Annotated in this window: 22 protein-coding genes; 10 read left to right on the top strand and 12 right to left on the bottom strand. The window is 63.6% G+C overall.

Translation table 11 applies throughout. The annotated features are described in order from the left end of the window. The first annotated feature begins 78 nt into the window (after positions 1–78). The 3 genes from CH294_RS08885 (at position 79) to CH294_RS08875 (ending at position 2780) form a co-directional block, all read left to right on the top strand. On the top strand, positions 79–1242 hold the full coding sequence (locus CH294_RS08885) for an NADH:flavin oxidoreductase/NADH oxidase (protein WP_052058523.1): 1164 nt from the start codon (positions 79–81) through the stop codon (positions 1240–1242). Positions 1243–1353: 111 nt separating this feature from the next. Then, positions 1354–2295, top strand: a complete 942-nt coding sequence (locus tag CH294_RS08880; protein ID WP_032402783.1) for a DUF808 domain-containing protein — start codon at positions 1354–1356, stop codon at positions 2293–2295. Continuing rightward, the gene (locus CH294_RS08875) at positions 2295–2780 is read left to right on the top strand and encodes a GNAT family N-acetyltransferase (protein WP_212709776.1); all 486 of its coding nucleotides are present in this window, start codon (positions 2295–2297) and stop codon (positions 2778–2780) included. The genes CH294_RS08880 and CH294_RS08875 overlap by 1 nt, the downstream gene beginning before the upstream one ends. 10 nt (positions 2781–2790) lie before the next feature. On the opposite strand, the gene CH294_RS08870 is transcribed toward CH294_RS08875, so the two are convergent. The 5 genes from CH294_RS08870 to CH294_RS08850 form a co-directional block, all read right to left on the bottom strand. Next, positions 2791–3003, bottom strand: a complete 213-nt coding sequence (locus CH294_RS08870; protein WP_032402785.1) for a hypothetical protein — start codon at positions 3001–3003, stop codon at positions 2791–2793. A gap of 8 nt (positions 3004–3011) precedes the next feature. Next, positions 3012–3599, bottom strand: coding sequence for a helix-turn-helix domain-containing protein (locus CH294_RS08865; protein ID WP_037151985.1), 588 nt, complete (start codon positions 3597–3599; stop codon positions 3012–3014). A gap of 63 nt (positions 3600–3662) precedes the next feature. Continuing rightward, positions 3663–4472 carry an alpha/beta hydrolase gene (locus CH294_RS08860; RefSeq protein ID WP_094737688.1) on the bottom strand — a complete coding sequence of 270 codons (810 nt, stop codon included), beginning with the start codon at positions 4470–4472 and terminating at the stop codon, positions 3663–3665. Positions 4473–4501: 29 nt separating this feature from the next. After that, positions 4502–5224: a pirin family protein gene (locus CH294_RS08855; protein ID WP_037175061.1), complete on the bottom strand. Its 723-nt coding sequence runs from the start codon at positions 5222–5224 to the stop codon at positions 4502–4504. Then, positions 5221–5673: a MarR family transcriptional regulator gene (locus tag CH294_RS08850; RefSeq protein WP_094737687.1), complete on the bottom strand. Its 453-nt coding sequence runs from the start codon at positions 5671–5673 to the stop codon at positions 5221–5223. Before CH294_RS08850 ends, CH294_RS08855 begins: the two co-directional genes overlap by 4 nt. A gap of 85 nt (positions 5674–5758) precedes the next feature. Here CH294_RS08850 and CH294_RS08845 point away from each other — a divergent pair, with 85 nt between their 5' ends. Then, entirely contained in the window at positions 5759–6277 is a 519-nt protein-coding gene (locus CH294_RS08845; RefSeq protein WP_094737686.1) for a VOC family protein, read from the top strand. A 33-nt stretch (positions 6278–6310) separates the two neighbouring features. Next, a complete protein-coding gene (locus CH294_RS08840; RefSeq protein WP_094608866.1) occupies positions 6311–7093 on the top strand; it encodes a pirin-like bicupin family protein in 783 nt (260 codons plus the stop codon). Here the strand turns inward: CH294_RS08840 and CH294_RS08835 are convergent. Next, positions 7090–8655, bottom strand: coding sequence for a Na+/H+ antiporter (locus CH294_RS08835; RefSeq protein WP_094737685.1), 1566 nt, complete (start codon positions 8653–8655; stop codon positions 7090–7092). The genes CH294_RS08840 and CH294_RS08835 overlap by 4 nt on opposite strands. 58 nt (positions 8656–8713) lie before the next feature. Then, complete coding sequence (locus CH294_RS08830) at positions 8714–9517, bottom strand: SDR family oxidoreductase (RefSeq protein WP_094737684.1); 804 nt, start codon at positions 9515–9517, stop codon at positions 8714–8716. A 106-nt stretch (positions 9518–9623) separates the two neighbouring features. Here CH294_RS08830 and CH294_RS08825 point away from each other — a divergent pair, with 106 nt between their 5' ends. After that, the gene (locus CH294_RS08825; RefSeq protein WP_094737857.1) at positions 9624–10352 is read left to right on the top strand and encodes an ABC transporter ATP-binding protein; all 729 of its coding nucleotides are present in this window, start codon (positions 9624–9626) and stop codon (positions 10350–10352) included. A 26-nt stretch (positions 10353–10378) separates the two neighbouring features. After that, positions 10379–11932: an ABC transporter permease gene (locus CH294_RS08820; protein ID WP_249305181.1), complete on the top strand. Its 1554-nt coding sequence runs from the start codon at positions 10379–10381 to the stop codon at positions 11930–11932. On the opposite strand, the gene CH294_RS08815 is transcribed toward CH294_RS08820, so the two are convergent. Beyond that, positions 11924–12484 (bottom strand): sugar O-acetyltransferase, encoded by a 561-nt coding sequence (locus tag CH294_RS08815; RefSeq protein ID WP_094737856.1) that lies wholly within the window; start codon positions 12482–12484, stop codon positions 11924–11926. The genes CH294_RS08820 and CH294_RS08815 overlap by 9 nt on opposite strands. A 10-nt stretch (positions 12485–12494) precedes the next feature. Continuing rightward, positions 12495–12794 (bottom strand): GNAT family N-acetyltransferase, encoded by a 300-nt coding sequence (locus CH294_RS08810; RefSeq protein WP_249305179.1) that lies wholly within the window; start codon positions 12792–12794, stop codon positions 12495–12497. A 114-nt stretch (positions 12795–12908) separates the two neighbouring features. Here CH294_RS08810 and CH294_RS08805 point away from each other — a divergent pair, with 114 nt between their 5' ends. The 3 genes from CH294_RS08805 (at position 12909) to CH294_RS08795 (ending at position 15209) form a co-directional block, all read left to right on the top strand. Continuing rightward, positions 12909–13874, top strand: coding sequence for a D-2-hydroxyacid dehydrogenase (locus CH294_RS08805; RefSeq protein ID WP_094737681.1), 966 nt, complete (start codon positions 12909–12911; stop codon positions 13872–13874). Positions 13875–13927: 53 nt separating this feature from the next. Further along, positions 13928–14374, top strand: coding sequence for an SRPBCC family protein (locus CH294_RS08800; protein WP_094737680.1), 447 nt, complete (start codon positions 13928–13930; stop codon positions 14372–14374). Between the two features lie 73 nt (positions 14375–14447). Next, positions 14448–15209 carry a class I SAM-dependent methyltransferase gene (locus tag CH294_RS08795; protein ID WP_094703322.1) on the top strand — a complete coding sequence of 254 codons (762 nt, stop codon included), beginning with the start codon at positions 14448–14450 and terminating at the stop codon, positions 15207–15209. Positions 15210–15218: 9 nt separating this feature from the next. On the opposite strand, the gene CH294_RS08790 is transcribed toward CH294_RS08795, so the two are convergent. The 3 genes from CH294_RS08790 to CH294_RS08780 form a co-directional block, all read right to left on the bottom strand. Further along, complete coding sequence (locus tag CH294_RS08790; protein WP_249305177.1) at positions 15219–15821, bottom strand: hypothetical protein; 603 nt, start codon at positions 15819–15821, stop codon at positions 15219–15221. 106 nt (positions 15822–15927) lie between these two features. Then, the gene (locus CH294_RS08785; RefSeq protein ID WP_094737854.1) at positions 15928–17160 is read right to left on the bottom strand and encodes a molybdopterin-dependent oxidoreductase; all 1233 of its coding nucleotides are present in this window, start codon (positions 17158–17160) and stop codon (positions 15928–15930) included. A 311-nt stretch (positions 17161–17471) separates the two neighbouring features. Beyond that, positions 17472–18184 (bottom strand): DUF692 domain-containing protein (locus CH294_RS08780; protein WP_141216473.1); only part of this gene is annotated, 713 nt, incomplete at its 5' end.

Below are 18184 nucleotides of genomic sequence, written 5' to 3'. Positions count from 1 at the left end.
CCGACGTGCAGCATCGGTGTAGTCGGTCGAAACGTGCCAGGTGATGAGGTAGTGGTACCGAAGGAAAGGACCACTGTCATGCCGGATCTCTTCAGCCCGTTCACGCTCAAAGGCGTGACGCTTCGAAACCGAATCGCCATGTCGCCGATGACGATGTATCGCTCCGTCGACGGGAAGATGAACGACTTTCACCTGATGTATCTCGGTGCGCGCGCGGCAGGCGGATTCGGGATGGTGTTCCCGGAACAAGTTGCGATCACGCCGGACGGTCGCACGACTCCTGGCTGCGCCGGGATCTACGACGACGACCAGATCGAGGGTCACGCGCGCGTGACGGCGATGATCAAGGACATGGGATCGGTCCCGGCCATTCAGCTGGGTCACACCGGACGCAAGGGCAGCGAAGTCCCACCGTGGCAGGGCGGACATCAGCTCCCGGCAGACCATCCCGACGGCTGGGAGTGTGTTGCACCGTCGGCGATTCCCTACGGCGGCGACCACTCGTTCCCCGTCCACGAACTCACCGTGCCCGAGATCAAGGCGATCCACCAGAGCTACGCCGACGCAGCTGTCCGTGCTGCGGAAGCCGGCTACGAATGGCTGGAGATGCACTACGCCCATGGCTATCTCGGGGCAAGCTTCTTCTCCCCACTGGCGAACCAGCGCACCGACCAGTACGGCGGAAGCCTGGAGAACCGGGCACGGTTCCACCTGGAGGCGCTCGACGCGGTGCGTGAGGTGTGGCCGGAGAAGTACCCCCTCACCATGCGGTTGGGCTCGGACGACCACCACCCCGACGGGGTTCAGTTCGACGAATCCATGATCGCCATCGGATGGATGAAGGAACACGGCCTGGACATGGCCGATGTGAGCCTGGGCTTCAATACCGACGACATGGTGGACCCGCCTTTCGGTGACATGGGGTTCATGGTCGAGCGGGCTGCGCGTGTCAAGCGCGAGCTGGATATCCCCGTGACCTGCAGCTGGAATCTGGGGGTGCCCGAAAACGCGGATGCCGTGATCCGTGACGGCAAGATCGACGTCGTGTTGCTCGGTCGTCCGGCGCTGGCCAACCCGCACTGGCCGGTGTGGGCAGCGCGCGAGCTGGGCCACGGTGACCCGTTCTCACTGGTGCCCGAGGACTGGAGCTGGTGGCTGAAGAACTTCCGGGGACACGACCCCAGCATCGGACTGCCGCCGGCGAAGGTCGTGGAGGTCGAGCAGGAGCGCAAGATCGCGTAGCAGTCAGGGGAGGCCGGACGGCGATCACAGACCATCTGTGGACGGTAGGGTTCCAAGGGCTCGCATCATGAGGAGCCCAGTGGTGTTCTCGTATCGACGCGGAGGTTTGTGATGGCCGGCGGACTCGTAGCTCTGCTCGACGACGTGGCAGCGCTGGCGCGCCTGGCTGCCGCGTCCATCGACGATGTCGGTGCGGCGACCGGGAAGGCGACGGCCAAAGCGGCCGGTGTCGTGATCGACGATGCGGCGGTGACGCCGCAGTACGTTCGCGGTCTCGCGGCCGAACGTGAACTCCCCATCATCAAGCGCATCGCTGTCGGCTCGCTTCGCAACAAGCTGCTGATCATTCTGCCGATCGCCCTGTTGTTGAGTCAGTTCTTGCCTTGGCTGTTGACGCCGATTCTGATGCTCGGCGGTTGTTACCTCAGCTACGAGGCGGCGCACAAGATCTGGGGCGCTCTGTTCGGTCACGGTGACGATCACGCCGCCGCCGAGGACGAGCCGCGCGACGAGGACAGTGTTGTCTCCGGTGCGGTGCGGACCGACTTGATCCTGTCCGCCGAGATCATGGTCATCGCGCTGGACACCATTGCCGGTGAGGGCTTCTGGAGCCGATTGATCATCCTGGCGGTCGTCGCCGTGGTCATCACGATCGTCGTCTACGGCGTCGTTGCGTTGATCGTCAAGATGGACGACATCGGTCTGAAACTGGCCGACGGTTCCACCGGGTTCGTCGAGAAGTTCGGCCGGGGTCTGGTCAAGGGCATGCCCAAGGTCATGTCGGTGCTGTCGGTCGTCGGCACCGCCGCAATGTTGTGGGTCGGCGGACACATCTTGCTCGTGGGCATCGACGAGCTCGGCTTCCACCCCATCTACGAGCTCGTGCACCACGGCGAAGAAGCGGTGCGCGGCGTCGCCGGCATCGGCGGAGTGTTGGCGTGGATCGTCAATACTCTCGCGTCGGCGATCATCGGTGCGATCGTCGGTTGCATCATCGTGGTTGCACAGCTGGGAATCTCGAAGGCGCTCGTCAAGCGGGCTGCCGCGAAGTAGTGGCGGTACCGGCTACGTTCGCCGTCGTTCATCCATCGTCGGAACCGGCGTCGGAGATCCTGTATCGCTACTACGCCGACGTGGTCGGACGCTTCCACGGCCGGGAGGCGTCGGACATCGAAGTGCGTGGAGCAATGGTCGACGACCCGAGCGACGACCTTGCCGGAGATTCGGGCACGTTCGTAGTGGCGTATGCGGAGCAGTCCGTCATCGGCTGTGGTGGAGCACGTTTCATATCCGACGACGCCGCTGAGTTGACGCGAATCTTCGTGGATCCGATCGGCCGGAGGGGTGGCGTCGGCGCATCATTGATCGGGTACATCGAGAATCTTGTTCGAGAGTCCGGCCGCAGCAGAATCCGACTCGATACCCGAGCCGATCTGGTCGAGGCCCGCCGCTTGTACTCGCGGCTCGGCTATGTCGACGTCCCAGCATTCAACAGCGAACCCTACGCCGAGGTGTGGCTCGAAAAGCAGCTCTTCTGAACGGCTTTCGTCACCGTCGAGCCAACTCGAGGACCCGTCGCTCGGACATGGAGACATCGGCGAGCGATGCCGTCAACTCGTCCCACGCCCTCTGAACGCGGAGTTCGTCTCGGCGGAGGCGCTTCTGCGCAGCAGCGAGTCTGCGGCGCTCGGCCAGAAGCAGATGTCGATCGCGATCCTGCCTGGCCATGAAGAGGTACGTGTGCGGATCGAACGGATACATGCCAACTCCTATGGTGTAGTGGGGAATCCGTGCATCAGCACCATGACGTGCTCACGCTCTCCCGAGGTCGCGTTCTCGCCGTGTCGACGCCATTTGTCGATGACGGCACGCATCTCCGTGCCCATCTGTTTCGTCTCTTCGGCGGTGAGTCGCAGTACGTCGTCGGAGCTGAACGCCGCCGACACCCATTCCGGACCCCAGGACTCGGACGTCCGATCGAAGTCACGAAGGCGAGACCACTGGTGCGCTAACCAGGAGTCCTTGGACGCCTTGGCAACCGACAGGGACTCGGGCGAATCGGAGAAGTCGTTCTCGGACCAGCTGAAGCCCTCCTCGTTGGCCTCCGACCACCAACGCTGGCGCTTGTCCGAGCCGTTCTCGACCTCCTTGACGAACCCGTGCTCGGCGAGTTTTCGCAGGTGATAGCTGACCGAGGCGGGTGACTCGTCCACCAGATCGCCGAGCTGGGTTGCCGTCATCGACTTGTTGGCGCGCAACGCGTAGAGCAGGCGCAGCCGAATGGGATGCGTCAGTGCTTTCAGCTCGGACATGTCCGTCAGCTTCCGCGGCGTCCGGGGCGGTGGTGGTGGGCTCATGCACCAACCATAGCCCGAAAGAAATATTTCGCAATAGTTCTTTCGGATTTGGACACTCGTAACTCACGCGATCGAGTCGAGGAACTCCAGCATCGCGCTATCGAACTCGTTCGGCCGGTCCATGTTCGCGGCGTGACCGCAGTTCTCCAAGACCACCGATCGACCGAGCGGATTCAGCTCCACCGACTCGGAAGCGTGTGCAGCAGGCCAGAACTGACTGTCGCGCGCGGCGACCATCAGGAACGGTCTGTCGGTACCGGCAATGGTTGCGCGCCAATCCTGGGCTGCGTGATCGGCGAGCAGCGCCTTCATCGGTGGGGTGTCGGGCGACGCCATCTTCGGCATCGTCCGTAGTGCGACAACGAGCTTCAGCAGCGACGGAATGGACTTCCATTGGGGCCGGCCATGGCCGGTGTCGGGTATTCCGTTGTCGAAGAATGTCTTTCGATTCTCTTCGGTAAGTCCGTAGAAGCCGTTCGGCCAGTCTGCGCTGTTGACCATCTTCGGTGTCTGATCCACCGACACGACAGCCCGTACGTGGTCGGTGCCGAATTGTGAGATGTAGGACCAGACGGTGCTCGCTCCCATCGACCCGCCGATCAATACGACCTCGTCGACGCCCAACGCTGCCAGGAAGTGTGCGACATCGCGCCCGTGCCGCTCCACGGATGCGCCGTGGGCCGGTGCTTCCGATGCCCCATGGCCGCGTCGATCGAGAGCCAGCACGCGATACCCGGCCGCCACCAACGCCTTCTGCTGCAACGCCCATGTGGTCGCGGGCGCACAGAAGCCGGCGATGAGCACCACGACCGGGCCGGCGCCCTCGTCGATATAGCTCAGAGTGACGGAGTCGTCGGTGACCACTGTCGGCATGGTGAATCTCCCGTGTCAGAAGAACTCGGTCAGGCGAACTCGGCGTGCATTTCCCAGATCAGGATCTCGCTCGCAGTCGATGCTGTCACGCGGTGTCCGCCGGTACCGGTCAGTCGCACCGCGTCACCTTGGGCGAGGTCGCCTACGTCCTCGAACGCCGCGGAACCGTCGGCCATGAAGACGTGACCGAACGGCGCGTCGGGAACGGTGACGGACTCCCCGGGTTCGAGTCGAGCGACATGCAGCGTTGCGTAGCGGTTACCGATCCGAACGCCGCCGCGGCCCGGCATCCCGGACGCCACCGGCACCAGCTCGCCGGATGCCAACTCGTCGCGCACATCAAGCTCCTCGTACGAGGGCACCCGTCCGTCGGTGTCGGGTGGAATCCACATCTGTACGACGCGCAACTTCTCTCGGCTGGTCAGGCTCGATGCGTTGCGTTCGGTGTGCCGAATGCCGGTGCCGGCACTCATGCGTTGAAGCAAGCCTGGGTAGACGATCCCTGAATTACCCTCAGAGTCGGTGTGTTTCAGCGTCCCTTCCAGAACCCACGTGATGATTTCCATGTTCTCGTGCTGATGGGAGTCGAAGCCCTCGCCCGGAAACACCGTGTCCTCGTTGTGCACCATGAGCAGCCCATGCGCGTTGGCCGCGAGGTCGTAGTTGCCGGTGGCGGGGAAAGACTGCTTGGAGTCGAGCCACTCGTTCCACCAGTGATGGCGTTGTTCACCGGGTATGTGAGTCACGGTCACGACGCGTGGTTCCGCATCGCTGTGAAAGTTCGGGTCAGCGCCGCGAGATCGTTCGGGTCCACCAGGTCGAACATGTTCTCTCGCACTGTCTCGACGTGGCCCGGGCTGGCGGCGGTGAGGGTGTTCATGCCTGCTTCAGTGAGCTCGGCGGACATTCCTCGCTTGTCGTCGTCGCATTTGACGCGAACGACCCAGCCGTTGTCGACGAGTCGGCTGATGGCCCTGGTGACGCCGCTGCGAGTCGTGGTGACAGCGTCTGCCAGTTCGCTCATACGTCGGCGACGGTCGGGTGCTTCCGACAGAACGACCAGCAGCTCGAAGTCGGTGAACGAGATTCCCGAGTCGCGTGTGAGTTGATTGTCGAGGTCGCGAAGCAGCAGCCGCGTCGCGTCGAGGTACGCGCGCCAGGCCCGCTGTTCGTCGGTATCGAGCCACCGTGGTGAATCCATGTCTCCATGCTAGTTGACAACGCAACTAACGGGTGTACTGTTCTCAGTAGTTGACGAAGCAACTACTTGACCGGAGGGTGGAGCGATGACCAACGAACTGACTGCCGAAGAGACACGCCGAGCGCAGGAACACGAAGAGCAGCGAGATCGCATTCGTGCGGAGCATCTGAAGCCGGCCGGTGCGCGGCCCGCGTCGTCTGCCCGCGGACTCCATCACACCGCGTTGGTCAGCAGCGACGTCGAAGCAACGGTGCGCTTCTACCAGGATCTGCTCGAGTTCCCGCTCACCGAGCTCATCGAGAACCGCGACTACCCGGGCTCTTCTCACTTCTTCTTCGACATCGGCAACAGCAACCTGTTGGCCTTCTTCGACTTCCCGGGCCTCGACGTCGGTCCGTACGCGGAGGTTCTGGGTGGACTGCACCACGTGGCAATCAGCGTCGAGCCCACCCGTTGGGAGCACCTACGCACCAAGCTGACCGACGCCGGAATCGAGTTGATCGAGCACAGTGACGTCTCGCTGTACTTCCGCGACCCCGACGGTGCGCGGCTGGAACTCATCGCCGATCCGCTCGGTGAGATGTACGGCTCACACGTTCTCTGAGAACCCACCTACTTCGAGATTCGAGGCAATGACATGACCTCTGCAGCAACCACACTCGACATCCGCCGCGCCGATGACCGATTCAAGACGAAGATCGGCTGGCTGGACTCCAAGCATTCCTTCTCGTTCGGCAACCACTTCGATCGCGGCAACACCCATCACGGCGTCCTCATGGTGAACAACGACGACATCGTTACCCCGGGCATGGGATTCGACACCCACCCGCACCGCGACATGGAGATCGTCACCTGGGTTCTGCAAGGGTCCCTGGTGCACCAGGATTCGATGGGCCACTCCGGCGTCATCTACCCCGGTCTCGCGCAGCGCATGAGTGCGGGTACCGGAATTCTGCACTCGGAGAAGAACGATTCGTGGCGACTCGGTGATACCGCCGGCTCGTATTCGGGGAAGCACGGCGATCCTGTTCGGTTCGTCCAGATGTGGGTCGTGCCGGACGAGCAGGGCATCACCCCGGGTTACGAACAGCTCGAGATCGACGGCGAATTGCTCAGCGGCGGTTTGGTTCCCGTCGCGTCCGGAATGCCCGACCATTCCGATCATGCGGCCATTCGCATCAAGAACAAGTACGCGGCCATGCACGTGGCGCGCTTGCAGGCCGGGCAGGCTCCCGTCGAGATACCCGACGCGCCGTTCGTGCACATCTTCGTGGCGGAGGGTGAGGCGATGCTCGAGGGCGTCGGACTACTGGCCGAGGGCGATGCCGTGCGCGTCAGCGGAGGCGGCGGCCAGAAACTGAGCACCGCCAGCGGTGCCGAAGTGATCGTCTGGGAGATGCACGCCGCAATCGCCGGCTAGTCGGTCTCTCGGTGCGGACGGAACGAGTGCTCCTCGTGGTCGAGTTCGTGCTCGAGGCTACGCATGCTGTTGTCCGGTAGCCGGCCGGCATCTCGCCAGCACAGCAACTCCTCCCGCTCGACCGCCAGGATGCGTCGGCGGGTACTCATCGCGGCGATCTGCTCCGGCGAGATGACCGAGTCGCCCACTTCGGACTCGTCGAGATGGTCGAGTCGGCGGTGGTACCGGTCGATCCGATGTTCCAACTCGTGGCGCAGTATCTCCCGCCCCTCGTCGTCGAGTTCTTCCTCGTCGGCGATGCGATCAAGTTGTGACAGTGCAGCTTTGGTCGATCCCTCACGTGCTTCGTTTCGCAGACGTGCCTCTGCTGCGGGGTCGGCGACGACGTTCAGCTTTCGTACCAGCGGAGCGAACGTCAAGCCCTGTCCGACGACCGTCACCAGCACGACCAGAAATGCGCAGAACAGCAACAGGTCTCGGCTCTCGAACGGCTCACCGGAGTCGATCGTCAGGGGCAAAGTGAACACGGCCGCGACGGTGATGACTCCACGAGTGCCGGCCCAGCTCATCACCACCGCCTCGCGTGCGGACAGACCCGTGGTCAGCAACCACAGCGGCCGCAGCAGCAGGACTCCGGCGAGCGTGACCGTGACTGCGAGGGCGATGGTGGTCCCCGAGTATGCCGACAGGCCGCCGACCACGGTGGGCAACTGCTCGCCGATCAACAGAAACACGAAGCCCTCGAGCAGCAGATCTATCAGCCGCCACACCGCGCTGGTCTGCAGGCGGCTGGCTCCGGAGATGGCGTGGCGAGTGTGATGCCCGATCACCAGTGCCGCGACCACGACGGCCAGAACTCCCGACGCATGAACCTCTTCGGCCGCCAGGTACGCAACGAACGGCGTCGCCAGCGACACGATGTTGAGCAGCAAAGAATCGTGAACGTATCGCTGTACCAGTCGAATCAGCAGGGCGACGACCAATCCGACGACGATGCCGCCGACGGCCGCCAACACGAACAATCCGCCGGCGTGAGCGAACGTCATGTCCTGGCTCGAGATCGCGGCGATGGCCACGGTCAGCATCGTCAGCGCGGTCGCGTCGTTCAGCAAACCCTCCCCTTCGATGAGGGTCACCAGCTTCGGTGGAATGCCGGCGCGTCGACCGACCGCAAGGGCGGCCACCGGGTCCGGCGGTGCCACGGCGGCACCGAGCGCCATACCAGCGGCAAGCGTGATACCCGGAACGAGCAACCACAGACCGACGCCCACGAGGGCAGCGGTCGCCACCACGAGGGCGACCGACAAACTCAAGATGGTCCACACGTTGCGGCGGATGGCGATCAGTGACGAGTTCAGGGCAGCGCTGTAGAGCAGCGGTGGGATCACCAGGGTCAGAACGACTTCGGGGTCGAGGACGATGTCGGGCAACGCAGACGCCGAGACGGCCAGGCCGGCCAAGGTCAACAACGCTGCCGAGGGTAGCGTCGTCTTCTTCGAGACCACCTGTGCGGCGACGATCAGACCCGTGGCAGCCAGGACCAGGCCGAGGGTTTCTATCACGGTAGGTCGAGAGGGAAATAGTTCACCCGGCTGTATTCCACCAGGTCAGAGGTTCAAACTATCTCTTCAGCCCGAACATCTTCGCGATCGTCTTCTCCATGAACGTCGCCGGCAGCAACCGTCGCGCCAGAAACACGACCGGTGCGTTGCTTCCTCTGGCGTACAAGGGTTTCGGCTTGTCGGCCTCGATGGCCTTCAGTACTACCTCGGCGACGTCCTCGGCGGAGATGCCGGTTCCCTCCTTGCGATCCAGGGACGAGATCGCGGTGTGGAAGTCGTCTCGGTGGACAGAATCCGCGGCGATGTACTTGGTACGGCGTTCGCTGATTCCGGTGTTGATCGATCCCGGCTCGACGGTGGTCATCCACACGCCGAAGGGAGAGAGTTCCAGACGCGCCGCGTCGGAGAAGCCCTTGATCGCTGCTTTCGTCGACGCGTAGGACGAGCGATAGGCGAGGGGGAAGCTGGCCAGCATCGAGCCGACCATCACGATGCGGCCGTAGCCTCGCTCGCGCATACCGGGAATGACGTTCTGCGACAGCGTCACTGCGCCGAAGACGTTCAATTGGAAGAGTCGTTCGATGGCGTCGGTCGGCAGCTCCTCGAACGGTCCCGACTGGCTCTCGCCCGCGTTGTTGACCAGAATGTCGACGGCACCCAGTTCCGCGACGAACGCGCCGATCGACGCGGTGTCGGTCAGGTCGAGGGCTCGATATTCGACGCCCGACGCCCGTTGCGCGTCGGTCATCGAATCCGGGTTTCGGGAGGTGCCGATCACTCGATATCCCCGAGTGACGAGCAACTGTGCGACTGCGCGTCCGATGCCCGAGGACGCTCCGGTGACCACTGCCGTGCGATTCATGCTCACAGGCTACGGGGTGGTCCATTCGAACCGGGTGACGATCGTAGTCGTACCGGTTAGTCTGTTATCCGTGCAAACGAATTCTCCCGCCTTGCTGCTCGAGCACATGTGCATGGCCTTCGGCCCCAAGGTTGCGGTCGACGACCTGTCGCTGATGGTTCCGCCCGGTTCGATGTTCGGGTTGGTAGGACCCAACGGTGCAGGCAAGACGACATCGCTGTCCATGGCAGTGGGGCTGCTGAGGCCGCAGTACGGGCGGAGTCTGGTATTCGGACGAGACGTCTGGGCCGATCCGATCGCGGCGAAAGAACTGCTCGGCGTGCTGCCCGACGGACTGACCTTGCCCTCCCAGTTCACCGGCCACGAGCTCCTGACCTACATCGGTCGACTGCGCGCGATGCCGGAAGACGTCATCGCGCAGCGTCGAGACGAGCTGCTGGACGCATTGGACCTGACCGACGCCGGAGGAACCGTCATCGCCGACTACTCCGCGGGAATGACCAAGAAGATCGGGCTGGCTTCCGCGTTGCTGCACGGGCCCCGATTGCTGGTGCTGGACGAGCCTTTCGAAGCTGTAGACCCCATCTCCTCCACCACGATTCGAACCATCCTCGTCCAGTTCGTCCGCTCCGGCGGGTCGGTGATTCTGTCGAGCCACGTCATGGCCCTCGTCGAGCAGCTGTGCACACACGTCGGCGTCATCACCGGAGGCCGAGTGGTGGCGGCCGGAACCGTCGACGAGGTCCGCGGCGGCGGGACCCTGGACGATGCCTTCGTTCGCCTCGTCGGCACCCGCAATCAGAACCCGGACGGACTGTCCTGGATGCGCTCGTGATGTCGGTCGGCCGCACTGTCCTGCAGATGCGAATCACGCTCTACCGCAGGCAGTTCAAGGGCGGACAAGCGGTGGTCAAGACCGTGTCCGGATTGCTGGGGCTGGCACTCGCGGTTCTCGCATGCGTGATGGCGGCTCGAACCGACGCGTCGCAGGTACTGGTGGGCGGCACCGCAAGCCTCGGACTGACCCTGACGGGCTTGAGTTGGGTGCTCTTCCCGGTGTTGTCGGGCATCTCCGACGACAACATCCAGCCCCGCCACTTCCAGCTGTTGTCCGTCGACCCCGCGCGACTGGCCCGTGCGCTGCTGACCACGTCGGTGGTCGGCATGGTGGTTCCACTGACGATTATCGTGGCGGCGTCCATTCCGATCTACGCTGTGTCCCGCTCGGTCGCAGCACTGCCGTTGGCTCTGGTGGCCTGGCCCGCAACGGTGGTGTTCTTCGTGACGCTGTCGAGGGTAGTGACGTTGGCGATGTCGCAGCTGCTCAAGAGTCGACGCAGCCGTGAGTTCGCCCTGTTGGCGTTCGGAGCCGTCTTCGGAGGCCTGTACTTCCTGCAGTTCCCCATCACCCACAATCTCGATCGAGTGCTGTCGGGTGAGGTGACATGGCCGCTCACGCTGGCACATTCGATTCCGTTCAGCTGGGGAGTTACCAGCGTCGACGCGGTGCTCGAGGGCAATTGGCTGCCGGCGATCGGCGCACTTGCGGGATTGCTGCTGCTGGACGTCGCACTGGTATGGGCATGGCAGCGACTGGTTCTGCGCCACTTCGAGGGACGGGTCTCGACGTCGTCGGGATCGACCCGTAAGCAGACGATCGCCGACGGCCGCGACGGAGCAACAGGGTGGCGGGTGACGAGGGTCGGCGCGGTGGTGACCCGAGAGCTGTCCCTCTGGCGCGGTGACATGCGTCGTCGAAGTCAGCTGCTGTCGGTTCTGATCTTCGCGGTGCTGGCTGGTATCGGCCCGTTGGTGACCGATTCGATTCCGTTCACTGCCGCCTGGGGTGCCTGGGTCGTGATCTTCATGGCGATGGGTGCGGGATCGAATTCGTACGGTCTCGACGGTAGCTCGATGTGGCACCTGGTCATGATTCCGCAGGCCCTCCCCGACGACGTCCGTGGTCGGCAGATCGCCTGGTTGCTGATCGCGGCCCCCTTCGCGATCGTGCCGGTCGTGGTGGTTCGAGTGTTCGGCGATCTCGGGCTCGACCGACTGGAGATCCCGATCGCATTGACGATCTCGATGCTCGGAGTCAGCGCCGGCCTGACCGCCGTGAACTCCGTACGCGGTGCCTACCCCGTGCCCGAAGCTACGAAAACGTTTTCGATGAACACGCGGGGATCGTTCACCGGCAACGCATTCGGATTCCTCGTACTCGGGATAGTGGTCCTGGCGGTATCGGTCGTGCCTGTACTGCTGCTCGCGCTGCTCCTTCCGGGAGCGTGGGCGTATCTGTCGATTCCGGTGGCCGTAACGATCGGCTGGCTGGGGATGTGGTGCGGCGCGCGGATGGCAGTCGGCGCGTTGGTTCGTGACTCCGACAGAGTCCTGAACTCGGTGATGTCACGGTAGCGCGCGGATTGCCCGACACGGGTTACCCGCAGCAAAGGTGTGCGACGGTACGTCGCGGGTGACGACACTCCCCGCTCCGATCACCGAGTTCTCGCCGATGGTGACTCCCGGGCACACGATGACGCCGCCGCCGAGCCAGACGTTGTTACCGATGGTGATGGGAAGGGCGCTCTCCCAACGTGTCCGGCGAGATTCGTGATCTTCCATAGGATGCAGAGCTGTCAGTAGTTGGGCGCGCGGGCCGATCGAGACGTCGTTACCGATGGTGATGGGTGCGCAGTCCAGCAAGATTGCATCGTAATTGAGGAAGGTGTTCGAGCCTATGGAAATGTATGTGCCGTAGTCGCATTGGAATCGGGGCATGATCCACGAATCCGCTCCGATGGATCCGAGCAGCTCGCCGAGCAGTTCACGCCGTTCTTCGGTCCGGTCCGCCGCGGTCGCATTGAACCGATCGAGCAGCTTTCCGCACGAGACCCGAGACGCCACCAAGTCGGGATCACTGTCTCGGTAGAGTTCGCCGCGCAGCATCCGATCCCGATTCTCACCCATGTATGTCACGCTACAAGCCGGTCGACATTTCGAACAGTGCGACGCTGAACCACGAACTCCCATCGCCGAAATCGCGCCGACCGACGTAGCGAAACCCCTGCCGTAGGTAGTAGCTGCGCAGGTCGATGTTGGTCTCGGCGCAATCCAGACGTAGCAGCGCTCTACCTTCCTGCCGGGTCCGCTGCGATGCCCACTCGAGCAGCGACGCGCCCAGTCCCGTGCCGGATTCGCTTCTGTCGATCACCAGTCCGTGCACGTAGCCTGCGGATTCGCCCTGCTCCGGCCAGATGCCAGGGTCGGCCCAGATCAATCTCAGCGCGCCGGGCAGCCAACCAGTCCTCGGCGGCGTGCCGGAGGCCGAGTATCGTTGCTGCGTCGGCGGCGGATGCGAGTTCTACGGTGAGCACCGTGCCATCGTACGGAGGTGGCGAGTCCTGTGGTGAACGTGCTTGTGGTCGAGAGTGATTCGGACCGGAAGGCCTTTCCGTCGATCGCTGGAGTCCAGTTCCGGCGCTGCGCGATCGATGAGCTGGCCGATACGGTCTCCTGGGCCGAGGTGCTGCTGTTTCGCACGTTCGAGGCCGTCGATCTGCAGGCCGTGTGGCCGAATGCCGCCAACCTGCAGTGGATTCATGCGTCCAGCGCGGGAGTCGATCGACTGTTGGACCCGGGTCTGCGCGAAGGGCCGTGGCTGCTGACCAACTCGGGAGGCATACTCGACCATGCGATAGCCGAATATGTCGCAGCAGGAATTCTGGCGTCGGTGAAGAAGCTGCCCCAGGCACTTCGCCGTCAGCGTGAGCGAGTCTGGGAGCATCGAGTCAGCTCCGGAGTTCGCGGCAAACGTGCGCTTGTCGTCGGACCGGGCTCGATCGGACGTGAAATCGGCCGGGTACTCGGCGCTCTCGGCATGCGCGTCGATGCGTCGGGGACATCCGAACGCCCGGGGGATGCGGAATTCGCGCGAATTCGTCACGTCCAAGAATTACGTTCGTATGCAGGCGAATACGCCGTCATCGTGCTCGCTACACCGTTGACCGAGAGAACCCGTGGTCTCGTCGGTACCGAGGTGCTCGCGGCCATGAGTCCCGATGCGGGTCTGGTCAATATTTCCCGCGGTCCGGTCGTCGACGAACAGGCTCTGTGTGCGGCCCTGGCCTCCGGGACGATCGGCTGGGCAGTGCTCGATGTCTTCGAGGTCGAGCCGCTGCCGGCATCGAGCCCGCTGTGGAACCTGGACAACGTGATCCTGACCGCCCATCTGGCCGGGGACGCCGACGACTTCGCCGAGCGGTTGTGGCAGCTGTTCGAGGAGAACCTGGAGCGATATCTGCACGGTTCGCCGCTGGTCAACGTCGTGGACAAGCAGACGGGATATGTCCAGCGGTAGATCGAACCGACAAAGTGTGTGTAACAGTGCGTAGCGTGTACTAGGGTGCACGAGTGCGGGTAATCAATCATTCGGCGATCGCGTCGACCAGTCGGGAGGCGGCATTCGCCTACCTCGACGATTTTCGTAACGTGCCGCAGTGGATGTTCGGCATCACACGGTTCGAGCCGACGAGCGAGATCACATCCGGTCTCGGAGCTACGTACGACGCGACGATGCAGATCGGCCCCAAAGCGCTGAAATCTGTTGTGCACGTGACAGAGTGGGTCCACAACGAGCGACTCACCCTCGAGTCGGTCGAGGGGCTGTCGAACTCGTCCACGTGGTCGTTCGAGGACGCCGGTGACGGCCGAACCCGACTGGTGGTCGTCTTCCGCTACAGCCTGCCCGGCGGTATAGCCGGTAGGGTGCTCGGAGCTGTCGTGGAACCCGTTGTGGGTCAGGCAATCCGGCACACCGAGTCGACTCTCCGGGGCCGCTTGGAAGCGGCCGGTCAGTAAACGTACTTGTCCAGAGCGTCCAGTGCCGGTCTTAGCACTGGCTACCGAGGCGTATGTCGGTACTCTGGCTAACATGTCAGAGGATGTGCGACCAGAACGTGGACTGACCTTCGGCCGAGTTGCGGAGGATTACGACCGCGCCCGACCAGGTTACCCCGCCGAGCTGTACGTGGACATCGTGTCCGGAGGAAGGCTGCGAGTACTCGAGGCCGGAGCCGGTACCGGTAAAGCCACGGTTGCCTTGGCCGAGCTCGGCGCATCCCTGGTTGCGGTGGAACCGGATTCGGGCATGGCAGAGGTCGTTCGGCGTCGTACCGAGAACCTCGACGTCGAGGTGCAGGTGTCGCGATTCGAGGAATGCGTAGTCGAGCCGCGGTCGTTCGATGTGGTCGTCGCCGCGCAGTCTTGGCATTGGGTGAACCACGAGCAGGGAGTAGCGGTGGCGGCCCGCGCGTTGGTACCGGGCGGCGCGCTGCGGCTGTGGTGGAACATGCCGGGCGACCTCGACGGGCCAGCGTGGGATGCCGTGAGAGCTGCCTACGACGCAACCGAACCGGAAGCGGCACCGCTGCTGGCGCGGTCTCTCGGTGCGCAATCGGAGTCGAGCGTGCCTCGAGCCGACGGCTTCGGACCCTGGTCGTCCTCGACGTACAGGTGGGTCCAGCGCTACACGGCGGACGAATTCTGTGCGATGGCCGCGACGTACTCGAGTCATCTGGTACTCGACGACACGCGGCGCGACGAGGTGTTGAACGCGGTGCACACGGCTATCACCGAGCACGGACACCTGGATTATCACTACGTCACCCAGATGATGACAGCGCAGTTGCAGTGACAGAGAGGGCTAGGAGATCGTCGTGGTGCACACGACGAACTGTCTTGCCTCGTAAGCGAACCCGCCCTCCGGGCAGTCGTTGGGGTCGGCGGTACCTGTCTTGATTTCGGTGACCTGTTCGACGTCGGTCGCGCTGGGGTCGCTGCAGTCGACACGTGCGGGCTCGTCGATACCGCCGGTGGGAACGCTCATGCATCCGTCGACGACCCAATCCACGTCGAGGCACAGAGCGCCCTGCTCCACGCCGTCGAGAGTCTCGTAGTACGTCTGATTGACATCGGTGGGGCACTGCTCGTTCTGCTCGGCCTTCGCAATGACCTTGTAGTTCGATTCCATGCTGCCGCACTCTGCGTTGGCGATGGTGGCGGCGGTCATCGTGCCGCCGAGCTCGACGCATTGACCGATCTCGACATCGATATCGGTGGAACCACCGGCGTCGATGCCCTCCTGGCCGGTGACGTCGTCGGTGGTGCTGGCAGCGGCCGACGTCGAGGACGAGGTGGTGGTGTCTGCGGCAACGGCGTTGCCCGCGTCGGACGACGAGCAGCCTGCGGCGAAGAGCAGCGTGAGTGTTGCACCCGCGGCGAGGAACCCTCTGGACAGTGCGTGCATCGTGGCGTGACCTTCTGGACCCATCCAGGCGAAGGAGTGCTCCTTCGTCGGCAACCCCGCGGGCTACCGAAAAAATATTCTTTACTATTCACGGGGATTTTGAAAGTCACGAACGGAACACGATCGACGAAACCCACTTGGTGTTGTGCACGCCCGGCAGTGCAGGCACGATCACCCGTGCGGGATAGCCGTGATCGAGCGAGAGATCGACGCCGTTGACTCTCAACGCCAGCAACGAGTCGGTATGTGTTACTTGATTTCCCTGCAGCACTGCGCGAGTGAAGGCACCGTTCTGCTCGAGAGAGGTCACCTCGGCCGAGCGCGGTTGGGATACACCCGCGAGGGCGGCAAGTTCTGCCAACGGGACGCCGGTCCAGGTCTGAGTCGTCGACCATCCTTCGACACAGGCGATGGGAAGTTCGGCAGTGCGCTGCGGCATCGACAGCAGTCTGCCGCGGGACAGCACCACCGGAACGGCGTCGTCGGCTGCGCCTGCGATCGTCAACTGCCAGTCGGCTCCGGTCTGTGCCTCGGTGATTCCCGCCGCCTCCGCGGTCCGATTGATCTGAAAGTCGTTGGGGCCGTCGCCGTAGGAGCGCCCGCGCGGCAGCAGAATCGCGGCCTTGCGGAGAACGCCTCCGACCGTCTGGCCCACCGTGAGCACAGTGACGAAACCCATTCCAGCAGCGACCAATCCGATTGCGCCGCGGCGGTTCATCGTTGTCGTGTGGCCGTGGTCGGGGGACTCGTTGCGCGCGCGCAGCACGTCCATCAGCGACTCGGACCGCAGGGTTCGCCACATCAGCGGCACCTTGAGCCCGAGATGGACGAGGAATCCGGCGATGAACACCCAAGCGCCGAAGTAGTGGGCGGCATAGAAGTCGAAGCCGAAGACGTAGTCGTACTGGATGTTGAGTACACCGGTGACGATCTCGAACAGCAGACCGCCGACGAGCGCCAGCAGGGACAGGCGTTCGAGTGCATGCGCAGGCGAACGAACCGGCGGCAGTTCGACGAGCTTGGGCATCACCGACCACAGCTTGGCGATGACGAGAGGCACGATGATCAGGCCCAATCCCACGTGCAGACCCTGCGTCAGCTGGTAGAGCCAGGCAGGGTTCGTAGGCCAATCGAAGAACGGCAACCGCAACCACCCGACGGCACCCGGCTTGGCCTGGCCGAACTGGGGCCCGTACGCGATGTACGACAGTAGACCGGTCACGATGACGATCGGTAGGGCAACGAGCAGCACTGCGCCGAACAGCGACGTCAACCACGTGCCGCGCAGCGGACTGCGAAAGCGCACGAGAGAATTGCGGGCGTCGGCCATGTAGGGCATTCGCTGCCCTGGCAGTCCCGGATGTGTCGTGCCCAGCTTCCCTGCCTGTTTCATTGCCTCGTAGAAGGCCTGTGCATCTGCGGCCGTGGATATTTTCGGACGGCCGGATGCCCATCGGTGAAAGAGCTCGTCGTACCTCTCCCCCATCGCCGACGGCACAGCCGGGTACCGAGCCGCGATCTCGGCTGCCCGCTTGCGCAGGAGAGCTGTTCGAGCGGTGTCGATGGTGGCCGAATCGAACCCCGGGGGCAGCGGCTCTCCCGCCACGAGCGCACGGATGAGCTCCTTCTGACGGCGAGCCAGGTCCTCGCTCACACCGTCGGACCCAGCACCCGGTCCGGCGTGATTCGTTCCAGGCCCGCTGAATCGGCGATCGCGTCGAGTTCGTCCAGCAGCTCCACTTCGGGTGGGTAGTGTCCGTCGCGCTCGAGCATGAGTGGTGTGCGGTGCCCGGCTGCAGTGAACGTTCTGAGCAGCTCGAGTACCTCTTCGGGAACTGCCGCGGTGTGCGAGTCGTGGTAGACGCCATCACGTTCCGTGCCACCGGCAATGTGGCAGTACGCAATTCGGTCCAGAGGCAGCCGGGCCAGTTCGGTCCACGGGTCACGGCGTCGGTTTCGCGCGTTCGCGTAGACGTTGGCGATGTCCAACACCAAGTCGACGCCGGTACGCTCTACCAGCTCGCTGAGGAACTCGCCCTCGGTCAGCTCGTCATCGGGCCAATCGAACAGTGCTGCAATGTTTTCCACTGCCAATGGCACCGAAAGTCCGTCCTGCGTTCGCGCTATGTTTCGAGTCAGCACAGTCAAGGCCTCGCGGGTCCGCGGCATCGGAAGCAAATGCCCGGCCTCGATGCCATCGGCACGAACGAACGCGATGTGTTCGCTGACGATAGGCGACCCGAGCAGCGAGGCGACCCGCTCCAAGTGCGCTATTCGGTTGTGCTCCAACGGCTCCGCACCGCCCAGAGACAAACCGATTCCATGAGTGACGACGGGGACGCCCAACGAGGTGAGGCGCTCCG

Source organism: Rhodococcus sp. 14-2483-1-1 (assembly GCF_002259335.1).
Classification (GTDB): domain Bacteria; phylum Actinomycetota; class Actinomycetes; order Mycobacteriales; family Mycobacteriaceae; genus Rhodococcoides.
This window is presented reverse-complemented; position numbering and strand designations above follow the sequence as displayed.